This is a genomic window from Mesorhizobium sp. USDA 4775, assembly GCF_054062655.1.
Genome location: NZ_JBSSFM010000001.1, coordinates 6,425,267 through 6,441,179 on the forward strand (window position 1 = coordinate 6,425,267; position 15,913 = coordinate 6,441,179).

The 15,913-nt window shown below is 63.6% G+C and carries 16 protein-coding genes and 1 pseudogene; 7 read left to right on the forward strand and 10 right to left on the reverse strand.

Annotation, left to right across the window (positions count from 1 at the left end):
* Window position 1 precedes the first annotated feature (1 nt).
* The gene (locus ACVILI_RS31540) at window positions 2-994 is read left to right on the forward strand and encodes a hydroxyacid dehydrogenase (RefSeq protein WP_019861289.1); all 993 of its coding nucleotides are present in this window, start codon (window positions 2-4) and stop codon (window positions 992-994) included.
* Between the two features lie 40 nt (window positions 995-1,034).
* Complete coding sequence (locus ACVILI_RS31545) at window positions 1,035-1,424, forward strand: hypothetical protein (RefSeq protein WP_038649810.1); 390 nt, start codon at window positions 1,035-1,037, stop codon at window positions 1,422-1,424.
* A 15-nt stretch (window positions 1,425-1,439) separates the two neighbouring features.
* Here the strand turns inward: ACVILI_RS31545 and ACVILI_RS31550 are convergent, their stop codons facing one another.
* The gene (locus tag ACVILI_RS31550) at window positions 1,440-2,735 is read right to left on the reverse strand and encodes an amidase (RefSeq protein WP_038649813.1); all 1,296 of its coding nucleotides are present in this window, start codon (window positions 2,733-2,735) and stop codon (window positions 1,440-1,442) included.
* A gap of 116 nt (window positions 2,736-2,851) precedes the next feature.
* Here ACVILI_RS31550 and ACVILI_RS31555 point away from each other — a divergent pair, with 116 nt between their 5' ends.
* Window positions 2,852-3,199 carry a GFA family protein gene (locus ACVILI_RS31555; protein ID WP_019861292.1) on the forward strand — a complete coding sequence of 116 codons (348 nt, stop codon included), beginning with the start codon at window positions 2,852-2,854 and terminating at the stop codon, window positions 3,197-3,199.
* Window positions 3,200-3,216: 17 nt separating this feature from the next.
* Here the strand turns inward: ACVILI_RS31555 and ACVILI_RS31560 are convergent, their stop codons facing one another.
* Complete coding sequence (locus ACVILI_RS31560; protein ID WP_038649816.1) at window positions 3,217-4,125, reverse strand: SDR family oxidoreductase; 909 nt, start codon at window positions 4,123-4,125, stop codon at window positions 3,217-3,219.
* Between the two features lie 98 nt (window positions 4,126-4,223).
* On the opposite strand from ACVILI_RS31560, the gene ACVILI_RS31565 reads away from it, so the two are divergent.
* Window positions 4,224-4,802, forward strand: coding sequence for a TetR/AcrR family transcriptional regulator (locus ACVILI_RS31565; RefSeq protein WP_457102730.1), 579 nt, complete (start codon window positions 4,224-4,226; stop codon window positions 4,800-4,802).
* A gap of 37 nt (window positions 4,803-4,839) precedes the next feature.
* Here the strand turns inward: ACVILI_RS31565 and ACVILI_RS31570 are convergent, their stop codons facing one another.
* Complete coding sequence (locus ACVILI_RS31570; protein ID WP_019861296.1) at window positions 4,840-6,054, reverse strand: MFS transporter; 1,215 nt, start codon at window positions 6,052-6,054, stop codon at window positions 4,840-4,842.
* A gap of 183 nt (window positions 6,055-6,237) precedes the next feature.
* Between ACVILI_RS31570 and ACVILI_RS31575 the strand changes: the two genes are divergently transcribed.
* From ACVILI_RS31575 to ACVILI_RS31585, 3 genes and pseudogenes are all read left to right on the forward strand, one after another.
* Complete coding sequence (locus ACVILI_RS31575) at window positions 6,238-7,224, forward strand: AraC family transcriptional regulator (RefSeq protein WP_038649819.1); 987 nt, start codon at window positions 6,238-6,240, stop codon at window positions 7,222-7,224.
* Window positions 7,225-7,271: 47 nt separating this feature from the next.
* A complete protein-coding gene (locus ACVILI_RS31580) occupies window positions 7,272-8,243 on the forward strand; it encodes an AraC family transcriptional regulator (protein ID WP_038649822.1) in 972 nt (323 codons plus the stop codon).
* A 139-nt stretch (window positions 8,244-8,382) separates the two neighbouring features.
* A pseudogene (locus ACVILI_RS31585) lies at window positions 8,383-8,813 on the forward strand (DUF4437 domain-containing protein).
* A gap of 9 nt (window positions 8,814-8,822) precedes the next feature.
* Here ACVILI_RS31585 and ACVILI_RS31590 read toward each other — a convergent pair.
* The 7 genes from ACVILI_RS31590 to ACVILI_RS31620 form a co-directional block, all read right to left on the reverse strand.
* Window positions 8,823-9,686, reverse strand: a complete 864-nt coding sequence (locus ACVILI_RS31590) for an ABC transporter ATP-binding protein (RefSeq protein ID WP_276315117.1) — start codon at window positions 9,684-9,686, stop codon at window positions 8,823-8,825.
* A 7-nt stretch (window positions 9,687-9,693) separates the two neighbouring features.
* On the reverse strand, window positions 9,694-10,134 hold the full coding sequence (locus ACVILI_RS31595; RefSeq protein ID WP_019861302.1) for a hypothetical protein: 441 nt from the start codon (window positions 10,132-10,134) through the stop codon (window positions 9,694-9,696).
* The gene (locus ACVILI_RS31600; RefSeq protein WP_019861303.1) at window positions 10,131-11,219 is read right to left on the reverse strand and encodes an ABC transporter ATP-binding protein; all 1,089 of its coding nucleotides are present in this window, start codon (window positions 11,217-11,219) and stop codon (window positions 10,131-10,133) included. The genes ACVILI_RS31595 and ACVILI_RS31600 overlap by 4 nt, the downstream gene beginning before the upstream one ends.
* A 1-nt stretch (window position 11,220) precedes the next feature.
* Window positions 11,221-12,159: a carbohydrate ABC transporter permease gene (locus ACVILI_RS31605; RefSeq protein WP_038649828.1), complete on the reverse strand. Its 939-nt coding sequence runs from the start codon at window positions 12,157-12,159 to the stop codon at window positions 11,221-11,223.
* A gap of 3 nt (window positions 12,160-12,162) precedes the next feature.
* Entirely contained in the window at window positions 12,163-13,224 is a 1,062-nt protein-coding gene (locus ACVILI_RS31610; protein WP_019861306.1) for a carbohydrate ABC transporter permease, read from the reverse strand.
* Between the two features lie 80 nt (window positions 13,225-13,304).
* Window positions 13,305-14,738 carry an ABC transporter substrate-binding protein gene (locus ACVILI_RS31615; protein ID WP_019861307.1) on the reverse strand — a complete coding sequence of 478 codons (1,434 nt, stop codon included), beginning with the start codon at window positions 14,736-14,738 and terminating at the stop codon, window positions 13,305-13,307.
* 46 nt (window positions 14,739-14,784) lie between these two features.
* A complete protein-coding gene (locus ACVILI_RS31620) occupies window positions 14,785-15,897 on the reverse strand; it encodes an ABC transporter ATP-binding protein (protein ID WP_019861308.1) in 1,113 nt (370 codons plus the stop codon).
* Window positions 15,898-15,913: the final 16 nt, after the last annotated feature.

Sequence of the window (15,913 nt, forward strand, 5' to 3'; positions counted from 1 at the left end):
CGTGGCCCAGACCGTGCCAAAGATCCTGTCGACCCATCCGCTGCATCCGCGCGCTTCGGCCAAGCTCGCGGGCGCCGGCCAGCTCGTCATCGCATCGGCGCTCGATCCCGCCACCTTGACCCGGGAGGCCAAGGACGCCGACATCGTCATCGTGCGTGCACCGCTGCCGCCGGCGCTGTTCGAGGGCGCCTGGAAGCTGAGGGCTGCCATCCGCCATGGCGCCGGGCTCGACATGATCCCGATGGAGGCGGCGACGGCGGCCGGCGTGCTGGTGGCCAATGTGCCGGCGGTCAATGCCCGTTCGGTGGCGGAACACGTCATGTTCACCGCACTTGCGCTGCTGCGGCAATTCCGCAGGGTCGACCGCGACCTGCGCGCCAAAGGCTGGCTCGCCGGGCGCGAGCACGCCAATTCCAACATCGAGCTTGCCGGCAAGACCATCGGCATTGTCGGCCTCGGCGCCGTCGGGCAAGCCGTCGGCCATATCGCCGCGCACGGTTTCGACCTGAAGGTGGTGGCAACGACGCGCAGCATGCAGCCGGCGCCCGAGAAAGTCGGCTTCCTCTCGATCGACGCGCTGGTCGAACAGAGCGACATCATCGTGCTCTGCTGTCCGCTGACGCCGGAGACGCGCGGCCTGATCAGCCGCGAGCGCATCGCCCGCATGAAACCCAATGCGCTCTTGATCAACGTTTCGCGTGGGCCGGTCGTCGATGACGACGCCCTGATCGAGGCCTTGCGGGAACGCCGCATCGGCGGTGCGGCACTCGATGTGTTTTCGACGCAGCCGCTGCCGTCCAATCATCCCTATTTCGGCTTCGACAACGTCATCATCACCCCGCATATGGCAGGCATTACCGAGGAATCGATGATGCGCATGGGCATCGGCGCGGCGGGCGAAGCCTTGCTGGTGCTGGACGGCAAGCTGCCGGTCAATCTGCGCAATCCGGAAGCGGTCGATCACTACCGGCGGCGCTTTCCGCTCGACCTATAGCAATCGCTGTTTCGCCCCAATTTTCGGCGACGTTGCAGCCATGTCCAGTCTTCGCCTCGCATTTCTGATTGCCGCAGCCTCGTCCATCTTCGCCCTGCCGGCATTCGCGGCGGCCGAAAGCAGCTATGTCTATTGCGACAATGGGCTGCGCTGCCTCAAGGCGCCCTGCCCGTCGAACAGCGCTCTCGACCTTGCCACAGGCAAGATCATCAAGGGTGTATTGATCGACGCCAGCGGATTACCGCAGGCCGACAAGGCGATAACGGATCAGTCCGACGTGCTCTACTCGGGGAGGATCGTCGTCAGGGGCTCGATCGAGCAGCGTGCCCAGACCATCACCGGCAAGGATTACAGTCTGCCCTGGCTGGTCGCGACACGCATCGTGCGCACCGCCCAGGACAGCGAACGCAAGCACTGTTCCTCGCGCTGATCGGCCAATTGCCGGTCAGCCGCCCAGCAGCCGCTCCGTTTCGGCGGCTATCCGCAGCAGATGCCGGTCGTGGCCGTTGCGCGCGACCAGCATCAGTCCGGCCGGTAGCGCCATGTCGGGCATCGGCAGCGAGATCGCACAGAGGTCGAACTGGTTGGCCACCTGCGTGTTGCGCAGCAGCAGGCCTTCGACGCGGTCCCGCAGTTCGGCATCCTCGGCCATGGAAACGATGGTCGGCGCCATCACCGGCGTGGTCGGCAGGGCCAGCACATCGACCGATGCCAGCCGCTCGTCCATGGCGGCAATGAGAGCGCTGCGGCGGCGCAGGACCCTGATATAGACGGGCGCCGGCAGCATCGCCGCCCGCGACAAAGGTCCGCTGACATGCGGGTCGACCGGTACCGATGCACCTGTCGCCAGCCAGTCGGCATGCACTTCGGCCCCTTCCATGGCAGCGATCGAGCCACGCTTGGTGGCGGTCCTGAACTCCGCGATCATGTCGTCGATCACCAGATCGGCCATGCGCGCGCCCGCCTTTTCTATCTTGCCGAGACAATGCTCGAACGCCCCGGCAACTTCACCTTCCGTGTCGCCAAAAAGAACACCGCGCGGCACACCGACGCGAAGTCCCGCGAGCGATATGGCCGCCAGTTCGGTCGGCACCTCGCCGGCCATCACCGCGTCTGTGGCGGCACATTGCGCAACGGTTCGGGCAAGCGGCCCGATCGAGTCCAAGGTGCCAGACAGCGGAAAGGCGCCGGTCAGCGGCACCCGCCGCGCTGTCGGCTTGAAACCAACGACACCATTGAGCGCCGCCGGAATGCGGATGGAGCCGCCGGTATCGGATCCGATGGAGATATCGCTCGTCCCCTCGCCGATGGAAACGCCGGCGCCGGAGGACGAACCACCAGGAATTAGGCTGGCATCGACGGCATTGCCTGGCGTGCCGTAGTGCATGTTGTCGCCGATCGCCGTGAAGGCGAATTCGGTCATGTTGGTCTTGCCGATGAGGACCGCACCGGCTTGCCGAAGCCGGCTGACGATGGCGGCGTCGCGCGCGGCGGGCGTAGCGGTCTTTCGCATCAGCGAGCCGGCCGTGGTTGGTTCACCGGCAACGTCGAACAGATCCTTGATCGAGACGATGACGCCGTCGAGCGGTCCGAGCTTCACGCCGGCTCGGCCGCGGGCGTCGCTGGCATCAGCCGCCGCCCGCGCGGCCTCGATATAGAGCTTGGTAAAGACCTTTTCGTCGGCCGCACGATTGGCAAGACGTGACAGGATGATTTCGAGACGGTCGCGGATGGATTGCATGTCGATGTCGGACTCCGCCAGGATGCAACGTCTTTAAGGCAGGCAGCCGGTTGGGCCTGCGAAAGGGATAACCCGGCCAGCGTGCCTTTGCACCTGTCAGCGATAGGAAGATACTGATGCTCTACAAAGGCAGCTGTCATTGCGGCAAGATCGCTTTCCAATTCAAGGCGGAACTGACCGGCGCCGTGCGGTGCAATTGTTCGATCTGCTCGCGCAAGGGCGCGCTCCTATGTGCCATCCCGCATGGGAGCCTGACGGTCCTGGCCTGGGGCGACGATCTGGGCACCTATACGTTCGGCAACCACGCCATGGCGCACCGCTTCTGCCGCACCTGCGGCATCCATCCTTTCGCCGAGGACGTCCGGGAAGGCGATGAGCGCAGCGCCTATGTCAACCTCAACTGCGTCGCCGATATCGAGCCGTCCACCTTGCCGATCTTCGACTTCGACGGACGCTCGCTGTGAAGCGATTCCGGATTGCCTTACCGGTAACCCGTTGCATCGGCGGGTTTGCCGGCGTCCTGAACCTCCGGTAGATAACGCCAGGCATCGGGCCGCGAACCATCGAGATCGGTAAAGCCGTAGACCTGCGCCAGTCCGCCGCTGGACAGCGACTGCCCGTTCCAGCGCGAGCGGTCCGTGTCCGCCGCCAAAGCGGCAACGGCACGGCCGATGAAGCGCGGTGTCTCCGAAATAATGAAATGCGGCACCTTTGCCGTGGCATCGCGCCAATTCACCTCGCGCACGCCAAAGGCCTCCAGCATCATCTCCGACCGCAGCCAGCCTGGCGTCAAAGAGACCGAGGTGGCGCCGTGTTTCGAAAGATCCTTGGCATGAGCCCACGCCATGCGATTCACCGCGACCTTGGCAAGATCGTAGAAGGGTGACAGCCGGTAGTGCTCGGCATTGTACTCGGCCGTGCCGTCGGTGACTTCCACCAGCAGTCCGCCCGGCTGCTCGATCATGAGCGGCAGCGCGTGGTGGGCGGTGATCAGATGGGTGTCGATGGCCAGACGCAGCATACGCAAGCCATTGTCCAGATTGTGCTCCCATACCGACTTGTCCCATTCGAACAGCTTTTCACCGCCCCAGATGTCGTTGACCAGTATATCGAGGCGGCCCTGTTCCTTGCGGATGCGCTCGACCAGCCCGCGCACATCATCGGCCACGAGGTGATCGACCTGGACGGCGATGCCGTTGCCGCCGTTGGCCGTGACCAGTTCCGCCGTCTCCTCGATTGTTTCGGGCCGGGCATATTCGGATTGCTGGGCACGCGTGCTCCGCCCCGTGACATAGACCGTTGCGCCGGCGGCGCCGAGTTCGACCGCTATGCCGCGTCCGGCGCCTCGTGTGCCGCCGGCGACCAGGGCAACTTTTCCTTGCAACATCATTGAACTCTCCCAAAAACGGCACCATCGATGAAAACCGGGCTGGCTCGCGCCGCTCGCATCATATATAAATGATCATTCGGTTATATCAGGATGTCAAGATGACCCGGCCCAAAACCCAGTCCGACGAGCAGGTGCTGGAAGCCGCATTGCGATTGATCCACGAGCACGGCCCGGAAGCGCTCACCTTCGAGCGCCTGGCAAAAGCCTGTGGCCTCTCCGGTGCAACCCTGGTGCAGCGCTTCGGGAACAAGGCTCGGTTGAAGCAGCGCACCTTGCTGCACGCCTGGGACGGTCTTGACGACAAGACCAGGACGCTGGCGGCCGCCGTTCCCAGAACGCCTGCCGGCGCGGTCGAATTGCTGGTCGCGCTGTCGCAGGGCTATGGCGGCATCGATTCCTATGCCGAGGGCCTGCTTGTCCTGCGCGAGGATCTGCGTGACCCCATGCTCAGGACGCGCGGTGCCGCCTGGAAAACAACCCTGTGCAATGCCCTCGCGCCTTGCTTTGCCGGAACGCCCGGCTCACCGCAGGACATCGGCCTGCTGATGGCGTCGCATTGGCAGGGATCGTTGCTGTGGTGGAGTTTCGATCCGACGATTGAAGTCGCCGTCTACGTCGAGGACAGCCTCAACCGTTTCGTTGCCGCCATCACGACGGCAGCGGCCCGAAAACCATGATGGTTCTCGGGCCGCTGGATGAGGCGGAGATGAGAGCTTATTCGGCCTGCTTCGGGCCGCGCAGGAACACCACGATGGCCGCCAGCAGCGTTGCGATGCCGCAATAGGCGAAGGCGCTGGCCACGCCGGCATGATCGACCAGCAGGCCGCCGAGGAAGGCCCCCAGCGCAATCGCCACCTGGAAAGTCGCCACCATCAAGCCGCCGGCGCTTTCGGCCTGGTCGGGTGCCGCCCGCACCAGCCAGCTCTGCAGTCCGACCGGAACCGCGCCGAAGGCAAAGCCCCAGGCGGCGACGGCAACCGCAGCGATCGTCGGCGAGGTGCCGAAGATCAGCATCGAGGCGGCTGCCAGGGCGATCAGCAGGGGCGCCAGCGCCACAGCTATCTTGAGGTTGCGTTCGGCCAGGAAGCCACCGGCGATATTGCCGAAGAAACCGCCAATGCCATAGGCCAGAAGCACCAATGAGATCGTCTCGATGTGGAGCATCGGCACCTTTTCGAGGAAGGGGCGCACATAGGTGAAGCCGGCGAAATGCCCCGACGCGACCAGCAGCACCACCAGCAGGGCCACCCGGATCGACGGCCGCTCCAACACATAGAGCAAGGTGCGGAAGCTCGCGACACCCACCGGCGGCAGCTTCGGAATGGTGGCTAACTGCACCAGCAGCGCCAGGGCACCGACGATGGTCGCGACCATGAACGCCGTGCGCCAGCCCCAGATGTCGCCGACATAGGCGCCGACAGGAGCGGCGGTGACGGTGGCCAGCGAAACACCGGTCAGGATGATCGACATGGCGCGCGGCATCAGCCGCATCGGCACCAGCCGCAGCGCCATGGCCGCCGACATTGCCCAGAAGCCGCCCAGCGCCACCCCGAGCACGACGCGGGCCAACAGAAGCATGGGCAGCGACGCGGCAAAGGTGGCGAGAAGGTTGGACAGGATGAGGAACGAGGTCAGCATCCACATCACCAGCCTGCGGTCCATACGCCTTGTGATGATCGCCATGGTGGGCGCGGCAATGGCGCCGACGATGGCGGTTGCCGTCACCGCTTGTCCTGCCACGCCCTCGGTGACGCCGAGATCGCGCGCCATCGGCGTCAGCAGGCTGGCGGGCAGGAATTCGGCGGTCACGAGACCGAAAACGCCAAGTGCCAGCGAAACCACGGCGCCCCAGGCCGGCTCGGTTCGTTCATCGGTGTCTGCGGGGTTCAGAAGTGTGGCGTCGATGACATCAGTTGCGGGTTCGGCCATGGTCAATCTCCGATCTGTTGCAGCGCCACATAAGAAACGACCGCCCGGGGCTTCCACCCGTTCCATGCCTTGCCGTCACGGCTTGGCCATGGGGCCGGTCTGCGATTTGTTTGCGGCGCAACATTTGGCTGCAGTGCAACATAGGAAGTGACGCCCTGGAGTTTCCATGCTAAAAACCCCATTATGCTTGACCATTCGTCCAAAATTCCAATCACGGGCGACCCGCTGACGGACATATTGCGCGGCCTACGCCTCGATGGCGTCGAGTATGGCCGCTGCGAGATGAAAGAGCCTTGGGGCATCCAGTTTCCGGCTCAGCCAGGGGCGCGATTTCACTTCATCGGCCGCAAGGGCTGCTGGCTGAAGCAGCCCTCCGGCGAATGGGTGGAGCTTAATGCCGGCGATGCGGTGCTGCTGCCGCGCGGCGAGGCCCATGTACTGGCCAGCGAACCCGGGGCGAAGGCCTGGCCGATCCATGGCTACAAGCTCGAGGAAGTCTGCAAGGACGTCTATTGCACGTCGAACGCGGAGATGTGCGACAAGAATTGCCAGCCGGGAACGCTGCTGTTCTGCGCCGCGATGTATTTCAACATCGACGGCCTGCATCCGCTGCTCGGCATGATGCCGGACGTGGTGCGCTCGCATGAGCTGGAAGCCTATGAGCCGGGCATTCCGCATCTGTTGGAATCCATGGCGCGCGAAGTGACGATGGAGCGCGTCGGCTCCGGCGGCATCCTGGCGCGGCTGGCCGATGTGGTCGCCGCCACCGTCATCCGCTCATGGGTCGAGCGTGGCTGCGGCGATTCCTCCGGCTGGATCGCCGCTGTCCGGGACCGCGACATCGGCCGCGTGTTGGCCGCCATCCATCTCGAACCCGACCATGACTGGACGGTCGAGTCGCTGGCCAGGATGATGGGTGCTTCGCGTTCGGGCTTTGCCGAGCGCTTCGCCACCATCGTCGGCGAAACGCCGGCAAAATATGTCACCCAGGTCAGGATGCATCAGGCGCGGCAGTGGCTGGTCCGCGACCGGATGAAGATCTCGGTCGTTGCCGCACGCCTCGGCTATGAATCGGACGCGGCCTTCAGCCGTGCCTTCAAGCGCGTCATCGGTTCGGCGCCCAGCCATCTGCGCGCAGAGGAGCAGGCCGACATCCGCCAGGCCGGGTAACGCATCTCGGCCGTGACGGACTGACGATTCCGCGCTAGAACCCGGGCATGGATTTCACATCATCCGAGGGTGTCTCTCCGGCTTCAGGCGGTCCGCTGACCGACATGCTGCGAGGATTGCGGCTTGATGGCGTCGATTACGGCCGCTGCGAACTTGGCGAGCCGTGGGCCGTGCTCTTTCCAGCCCAGGAGGCGGCGCGTTTCCTCTTCATCGGCCGGCACCGATGCTGGCTGTTTTCGCCATCCCGGCAATGGTCGGAGCTGAAAGCCGGCGATGCGCTGCTGTTGCCGCGTGGCGCCGAGCACATCCTTGCCAGCGCGCCGGACGTCCGTGCCGTGCCGATCGAAAGCTACAGCATCGAGCCTTTGCAGGACAATGTCTACGCCGTCTCGAACGGCGGCCATGGCGCCAAAACCCTGCTGTTTTGCGGCAGCATGCACTTCAATCTGGGAGGATCGCATCCTGTGCTCGCCATGATGCCGGACATGATGCGCGCCCGCGACTTGATGGCGGACGAACCGGGCATTCCGCACCTTCTGGAAGCCATGGCCAGCGAAGTGACCGGCAATCGCGCCGGCTCGGGCAGCATGCTGGCGCGGCTGGCCGACGTATTGGCGGCAAGCATCATCCGTTCATGGGTGGAGAACGGTGGCGACAGCACCACCGGCTGGACCGCGGCGATAAGGGATCGCGACATCGGCCGCGTGCTGGTGGCCATTCATCGCCAGCCCGACCGGAACTGGACCGTCGAAGCCCTCGCACGCGAAATGGGCGCCTCACGTTCGGCCTTCGCCGAACGGTTTATGGCAATCGTCGGCGAAACACCGGCTCGATATGTCGCCCGGCTGCGCATGCACCAGGCGCGGCAGTGGCTGATCGAAGACCGGATGCGGGTGTCGGTGGTGGCCGCCCGACTGGGCTACGAGTCCGAAGCTTCGTTCAGCCGGGCGTTCAAGCGCATCGTCGGCACGGCGCCCAGCCATCTGCGCACCGTCAACGGCACCTCCGAGGAACGCTAGACTAACGCCGCACGGACCTTGCCGTGTTGGATGGCTGGATGAATTGCCAAGTCTTCCGGACGCTGTGTCATTGCCGGGCCGGCTGCATGCAATAGCTTGCCGTTGCCAGCCGTGAGCGGGCCGATTCAAGGAGAAAGCCATGCCAGATCATCTGAAGGTCCTGACGCTCGCCCCATGCTCGTGGTCTCCGGCCAGGCTTTCGCCCTTGAGGACAGCTATCTTCCGGCCAACAAGATCCCCTATGTCGCCGAGGCGCCAGACCAGCCGCAGCGCCTCGGACCGCTGTGGGGCGAAAGGGCCAAGGGCCCCGCGGGAACGCTGCTGAAAGTCCCAGGCAACTGGCGCGCTCCGATTCACGCGCACACCGCCGACTATCGCGCGGTGGTCATAAAGGGGCTGTGGGCGCATTGGCAGATGCAAGGCGGCGAAGCGACCAAGGTCGAACTGCCTCCGGGATCCTACTGGACCCAGAAGGCCAACGAGATGCATGACGACGCTTGCCTGTCCGACACGGAGTGCGTGATCTTGCTGATCAACGACACGCCCTACGAGACCTACTTGGCGAAATAACCGGACGCTCTATCCGGCGTGACGCAAGCTGACGCCACTGCCCTTGTCGAACAGCACCACCTTGTCCGGGTTCCAGGCAAAGCGCACGGGCTGCTCGATGGCGACATCGGTCCTAGCCGGCACCGTGGCGCGCAGCGTCGTATCGCCGACGCGCAGCGTCAGGATCTTTTCGACGCCATGGTTCTCGACATCATGGACGCGCGCCTCGACCGGCGCGCCGCTCTCGAGATAGACGTCTTCCGGACGGATGCCGAAGACGAGCGGGCGACCGTCGGTCGCCGAGCTCGCCTTGGCTCCCCCCGAAAAGGGCAGTTCGAAATTCAGCGGCGCCATCACCGCGCGGCCGTTCACCAGTCTGCCGTCGATGAGGTTCATCGGCGGCGAGCCGACGAAGCTCGCCACATAGGTGTCGCGCGGATTGTTGTAGATCTCGTGCGGCGTGCCGGTCTGCACGATGCGGCCGTGGTTCAAGACGCCGACCTTGTCGCCCATCGACATCGCCTCGATCTGGTCGTGGGTAACGAACAGGAAGGTGGCGCCGAGCTGTATCTGCAGGTTCTTCAGTTCCGTGCGCAGCGCCTCGCGCAGCTTGGCGTCGAGCGCCGACAGCGGCTCGTCCATCAGGAACACGCGCGGCTTGCGCACGATGGCGCGGCCGATCGAGACGCGCTGCATCTCGCCGCCTGACAGGCGATCGGTCTTGCGGTTGAGCAGATGCTCGATGCGTAGCGTACGGGCCGCGCGATCGACACGATCCTTGATCTCGGCATCGGGTCCTCCGGTCAAGCCGGAGGATGACGGCGTGAGAGTTGAGAGGCGACGCACACCGACCGTCGTGGACCGGCGCGAGCGCGACCTGCCGGATAGCGTCAGCTGCTGATCATCGCGCTGTCTTGTTGAGAGCGGTGACGGCCAGCGCGAGAATCACCGCCGCGGCGGCGATTTCCCACACGAAAGCCTGCTTGTAGAAAGGCGGCGTGGCGAGCTGCGCCTTGCCGGCGAGAGTGTTGGGGTCCGGTGGATTGAGGAAGAAGACGCCGTAGAGATGCGCCGCCGTGATCGAAACCAGCAGCACAATGCAGAAGACCAGCGCCACGACCAGCGCTACTGTCACTACACTGCGCACCTTGACGCCCGGCTGGGCCAACGGCAGCAGGTTGTTGATGAGTCCGGCAAGCACCACGAGACCGCTGCCGACCGCGTACAGGCCGATGGAAAAGGGTTGGAAGATCAGCACCAGCGCCACGACGCCGAGACCAATGATGAAGACCTCGAGGCAGAACGCGCCGGCCCGGCTCATGCCGGAAGAACTGTCGCTCATGACCGCACCGCCTTTCCGGCGCCATCGAAGACATGCGTTTGCCTGGGATCGGGGCGTAGATTCAGCGCCTCGCCGACCTTGACCCGCTGGCTTCTCGTCACCACGACGCGGATGTCGGCGCCTGCCGCCGTGCGGGCATGAATAAGGGTTTCGGCGCCCATGGGCTCGATGAGCTCGGCCCGGGCGGAGATGGTGCCACGGTCCCCCGTATCGGTCGGGGTGAAGGCGCGGGGGCGGACACCGATCGTCACCTTGCCGGGCTGCAGGCGCGCGACCGCCGCGTCCGTGCGGATCGCCAGACTAGTGCCGGCCACGGTCATGTCCGCCGTGCCATCGGCGAAGGTCTTGAGGTCGGCCTCGAGAAGATTCATCTGCGGCGTGCCGATGAAGCTCGCCACGAAAGCATTGGCGGGCTTGGCAAATACCTCGTGGGGTGAGCCGACTTGCTCGATCAGGCCGTCCTTCATGATGGCGATTCGGTTGGCCATGGTGAGCGCTTCGAGCTGGTCATGGGTCACGATCACGGTCGCTTTGGAGAGGCCCTGCAGCACTTCCTTGATCTGGCCACGCATGGTCTGGCGCAGTTCGACATCGAGACGCGACAAGGGCTCGTCGAAGAGGAAGCAATTGGGGTCGCGGACGATGGCGCGGGCCATGGCGGCGCGCTGCTTTTCGCCCTCGGATATCTGGTTCGGCAGCCGGTCGAGAACGTGCTCCAAGTGGAGGATCGCGGCGACGCGGTTGACGCGGGCAGTCCGCTCAGCCCCGGAAATGCCGTCGTGATAGAGCGGGAAGGCGATGTTCTCGGCGATCGATGCCGACGGGTAGAGCGCGTAGAACTGGAACACCATGGCGATGTCGCGCTTTTCGGGCGGCAGGTTGTTCATCACCTTGCCGGCGACGACGATCTCGCCGTCAGTGACGCGTTCCAGCCCGGCGATGACGCGCAAGGTCGTCGTCTTGCCACAGCCGGACGGGCCGAGAAGGCAGACGACCTCACCGGCGGCTACCGACAGGTCAACGTCCTTGACCGCGGTGAAGGAGCCGAAGCGTTTGGTGACTTTGCGGAGTTCGATGGTTGACATCTCAGCGCTTCACCGTGCCGAAGGTAACGCCGCGCAACAGATGGTTTTGCAAGAAGAAGGTGACCAGGAAGACTGGGACAAGGAACAGGGTTTCGATGGCGGCAAGCAAAGTCCAGTCGGTGCCGCGTCCACCCGACGACACGGCCTGGTTCATGGCGACCGGGACCGTCCTCGTGTCGGGCCCCGAGAGCAACAGGGCGAAGAGGAACTCGTTCCAGGTGAGGATCAGGCCGAACACGAACGTGGCGGCGAGCCCGGCAATGACCTGGGGCAGGCAAATCTTGAAGAACACCCGCATTCCGGACGATCCGTCGATGCGGGCGGCATCCTCGACGTCTAGCGACAATTCATCGAAGAAGCTCTTCATCATCCAGATGGTGAAGGCCAGGTTGAAGGCGGTGTAGAGCATGATGATGCCGAGATACGAGCCCGACAGGCCCACCACGCGGAACATCAGGATCACCGGAATGATCACCACAATCGCCGGCAGCATGCGCGTGGTCAGGATGATGAACAGGTAGGTGTCATTGCCTTTCAGCGGATAGCGCGAGAAGCCGAAGGCCGCCAGGGTGCCGATCACCAGCGCCAGCAGCACCGACGCCGAGGCGATGAAGATCGAGTTGAAGAAATAACGGTCGAATCCTGTCGCTTCCGGGGCACCGTCCGGCGTCATCGAGCGGGAAAAGACGGACCCAAAATTTTCGAGGGTTGGCTTGAACACAAAATGGTCCGGAATCAAGCCGAACAGCGACGTGGGCGACAGCGTCGGAGGCACCAGGAGCGCGTCGCCCTGCGGTTTGAAGGCGGTGAATATGATGAACAGCACCGGCAGAAAATAGATAAAAGCGACGACGGCCACGGCGAGCGTCCGCCCCCAGCCGGCCTCGTCTACTCCGCTGGCCCTGCGGAAGCCGAGCTTTCCCAATATCGATTCGACCACGGGTTATGCTCCCTGCGTACGGCGGTTTGCGAGGTACAGGTAGAGGTTGGTGAGAACGATCACCATGAACAGCATCAGATAGGAGATCGCCGCGCCCTCACTCGTCTTGTTCTGCTCGTTGGCGATGCGGATCAAGTGATAGGAGATCGTCAGTGTGTCGTTGCCGCCCTTGGTGAGGAGGATGACGAGATCCGCCAGCTTGAATGCCTCGATAGTGCGGAAGAGAAGGGCCAACATCAGAAGGCCGCGGATGTAGGGGAAGGTGATCATCCAGAATTGCCGCCAGCTGGAAATACGGTCGATGGCAGCGGCCTCGTAAAGGTATTTCGGCACCGAGACGAGGCCCGCCAGCACAAGGAGCATGACGAAGGGCGACCACATCCATGCGTCGGCGAAAACGATTCCCGCCACGGCACCGACTTTGTTGCTCATCAGGATGAACTGGTTGCCGGAGATGGAATTGATGACGTAGCTGAGAATCCCGAATGTCGGGTCATAGTAGTAGGTGAAGAACACGCCAGAGGCGACAACCGAAAGCATCATCGGTGTCAGCACCAGGATCAACAAATACTTGCGCAGCGGAAATTGCTTGGCGAACAGGATGGCCAGCAGAAAGCCGACGATCATCTGCGCGGAGACGGTGAACACGACGAACATGGCGGTATTGATCAGCGCGCCCCAAGTCGCGTGAGCAGCCAGATCGTTGGTAAGGATCCGGGTGTAGTTCCCGAGTCCGACGAAGCGGATCGTCTGCTGGTTTGCCTGGTAGGCGAAGAACGAAAGGCCCAGCGACCACAGCAGGGGGAAGATATTCATTACAAACAGAACGGCGATTGCCGGAGCGACCAGCAAGGCGCCGAAGTAGTGGCGGCGATACGCGTTGACGGTAAATGCGGCCGCGACCAACGCCGCCGTGGCGCCCACCACCCAGAAGGAGACAGCCGCCGGCAAGCCCGCCATTGATATGGCCGACACGACGACAGCGACAGCGATGGCGAGTTTCCAGTTGTGGGCAACAACCGTGGTAAGGCGTGGTGTCAGCAGCGTGCTTGAAACAGCGGTCATGGGAGTCCGAAATATGGAGCGCCTGACGTGGCAATGACGGGAAGCGGCTTTTGCCCGCTCCCCGCAGCTATGTCGGAAGGTTACTGGATAAGGCCAGCGTTCTTCAGAAGGTCCTCCTGGAACTTGGCGATGTTATCCAGGGTGGTCTTGGCGTCCTGCTTGCCAGTGATGGCCAGGTCGTACTGGTCCTGCTGCTGGGTGAGCAGTTCGAAGAACTGCGGCACGTGCCACATGTCCTTCTGCCAGTCGAGCGAGTTCGCCCAGGCGCGGTCCCACGGACGATAGGTCACATACTTCGGATCGCTGTAGACCGACTTGATCGCGGACTGGCCGCCGCCGGCGGCGAACTGGTTCTGGATATCAGGCGAGAGCCACCACTTCACGAAGCCCACCGCTTCCTTGATTTGCTCAGGCGTCGTCCAGGTGGTGAGAACGAAAGGCTGTCCGCCGATCTGTGACGTACGATTCACCTTGCCGTCGGGACCGCGCAGGCCTGGCGCCAATCCGAACACCAGCTTGTCGGCAACCTTCGACGTCTTGGGATCGAGCGAGGCTTCGGCGAGACCGATCCAGTCGATGTTCATGGCCACCTTGCCTTCACGGAACAACTGGTCCGAGACGAAGATGTCCATGGTGCCGGTCTTGACCACCGGCGGCATGAACTTCAGCAATTTGAGGAAATGCTCCATGCCCTCGATGGACTTCGGGGAGTTTACAACGCCTTCGGCATGTCCGGTCGGGGCCTTGGTTTCATCCCAGATGCCGCCGCCATGCTGCCAGACGAACGAGTGGACCGAGCTCGTCGAGAAGTCGTAGCCTTTGCCTGCCTGATAGGCGATGCCGTAGAAATCGTCATCCAGCACCTGGCCGGCGAGCTTGTCGCCCTTCTTGCGCTGGAAGAATTCGCCAACATGCTCGAACGTGTTCCAGTCCATGGCGTCGATTTCTTCGCCGGTGCAGGGCAGCTTCTCATTGTACTTCGCCTTGAAGGCGGCCTGCTCGTCGGCGTTGCAGAGCACGTCCTTGCGGCCGTAGGTGACCAGCACGTCCGGGAACTGCGGGAAGCCGTAGTAGTTCGGCGTGCTGTTGGGATAGGTCGAATAGGCGTTGAGCACGGCGGGATGCATCGACTCCATCGTCGCCTTGAGTTCCGGGTCGGCATCGATGAGATCGTTGATCTTGCGGAAGTAGCCGCCTTCGACGAAGGCGCCCAGCCATTGCGAGTCCGACACGATGAAGTTGTACTTCTTTTCGCCCGAGGTCAACGAGGCGTTGACGCGGGTGTAGAAATCCGGCCACGGAATGAAATCGACATCGAGCTTCACGGTATTGCCAGACTTGGGCTTGTACTGCTCGTCGAAGAACTTCTTCATAATGCGGGTCGGGGGCCAATCCGGCACCGCCATCGTCAACGTCACTTCTTCGGCAGAGGCATAGGTCACGCCTCCCACCAGTAGCGTGGCAGCGAAGCTTGCGGCTGTCGCTAGCCCTTTCACTTTGGTCATCGCCGTCATTCACGTTTCCTCCCTTGGTTAACCGGATTGCTTCTCGCCGTTCGCGTCAGGTCATTGCCTGGCCGCTCGCGGCGCGGAAGACGTGGATTTTCCTGTTATCGATGGCGATCGATGCCGAATCGCCGGTCCTGATGCTGGCGGCGATCGCTTCCGGCAGCACCATGCGCAACATCTCGCCGCCGGCCACGACCGAGACGATCGTGATGTCGCCGAGCGGTTCGACCAGATGCACCTTCGAGGCAACCCCGGCTTCGCCCTTGGCGGCGAGCCGAATGTCGCTCGGGCGAATGCCGATCAGCGCGGCCTCGCCGGCATCGGCAGTCTTTGGCGCCGTCGCCGGAACCAGAGTCCCGAGCGGCGTGTCGAAAGACCTGGTGTCGGCGCGCACCGAGGCCGTGAACAGATTCATGTGCGGCGAGCCGATCTTGCTGGCGACATAGGTATGGGTCGGCTGCTCGTAAAGCTCGTCCGGCGTGCCGATCTGGACGATGCCGCCATCGCGCATGACGGCGATCGCCTCGCCCATCGAGAGAGCCTCGAGCTCGTCGGGCGTGGCATAGATCACGGTCATGCCGAACTGGCGGTGCAGCCGCTTCAGCTCGGCGCGCGTCTCGTGCCGAAGCTTGGCGTCGAGATTGGTGAGCGGCTCATCGAGGAGAAGAATCTTTGGCCGGCGGATCAGGGAGCGGCCGAGCGCGACGCGCTGCTGCTCTCCGCCGGACAGCGTTGCCGGCTTGGCCTTCAGGCGGTGTGTCAGTCTCAGGATCTCGGCGGTCTCTTTCACCCGCTTGTCGATCTCGGCGCGCGCGGCTTTCTCCTCGCGCAGCGGATAGGCGAGATTGTCATAGACCGTGAGGTGGGGGTAAAGCGCGAAAGACTGGAAGACCATCGAGATGCCGCGGCCGGCGATCGGCGCATGGGTCATGTCGCGGCCGCCTATCTCAAGCGTGCCGGAGTCGGCCTGGACGAGGCCGGCGATAGTGCGCAGCGTCGTCGTCTTGCCAACCGAGCTCGGCCCGAAGAGTACGAAGAAGCGGCCTTCGTCGACGGAGAAGCTCAGGTCGTTGATGGCGCGCACGGATCCATAGGCCTTGCTGAGCCCATCGAGGCGCAGCGCAATCCCCTTGCCGGCACTGGCGCGAGGCGACGTCTGCGTCACGATGCGCCACCTCGTG

Bases quoted from the DNA above. Each gene is read 5' to 3' on its own strand.
- ACVILI_RS31545 (WP_038649810.1), top strand. From the start codon at position 1,035: ATGTCCAGTCTTCGCCTCGCATTTCTGATTGCCGCAGCCTCGTCCATC.
- ACVILI_RS31550 (WP_038649813.1), bottom strand. From the start codon at position 2,735: ATGCAATCCATCCGCGACCGTCTCGAAATCATCCTGTCACGTCTTGCC.
- ACVILI_RS31555 (WP_019861292.1), top strand. From the start codon at position 2,852: ATGCTCTACAAAGGCAGCTGTCATTGCGGCAAGATCGCTTTCCAATTC.
- ACVILI_RS31560 (WP_038649816.1), bottom strand. From the start codon at position 4,125: ATGATGTTGCAAGGAAAAGTTGCCCTGGTCGCCGGCGGCACACGAGGC.
- ACVILI_RS31565 (WP_457102730.1), top strand. From the start codon at position 4,224: ATGACCCGGCCCAAAACCCAGTCCGACGAGCAGGTGCTGGAAGCCGCA.
- ACVILI_RS31570 (WP_019861296.1), bottom strand. From the start codon at position 6,054: ATGGCCGAACCCGCAACTGATGTCATCGACGCCACACTTCTGAACCCC.
- ACVILI_RS31575 (WP_038649819.1), top strand. From the start codon at position 6,238: ATGCTTGACCATTCGTCCAAAATTCCAATCACGGGCGACCCGCTGACG.
- ACVILI_RS31580 (WP_038649822.1), top strand. From the start codon at position 7,272: ATGGATTTCACATCATCCGAGGGTGTCTCTCCGGCTTCAGGCGGTCCG.
- ACVILI_RS31595 (WP_019861302.1), bottom strand. From the start codon at position 10,134: ATGAGCGACAGTTCTTCCGGCATGAGCCGGGCCGGCGCGTTCTGCCTC.
- ACVILI_RS31600 (WP_019861303.1), bottom strand. From the start codon at position 11,219: ATGTCAACCATCGAACTCCGCAAAGTCACCAAACGCTTCGGCTCCTTC.
- ACVILI_RS31610 (WP_019861306.1), bottom strand. From the start codon at position 13,224: ATGACCGCTGTTTCAAGCACGCTGCTGACACCACGCCTTACCACGGTT.
- ACVILI_RS31615 (WP_019861307.1), bottom strand. From the start codon at position 14,738: ATGACGGCGATGACCAAAGTGAAAGGGCTAGCGACAGCCGCAAGCTTC.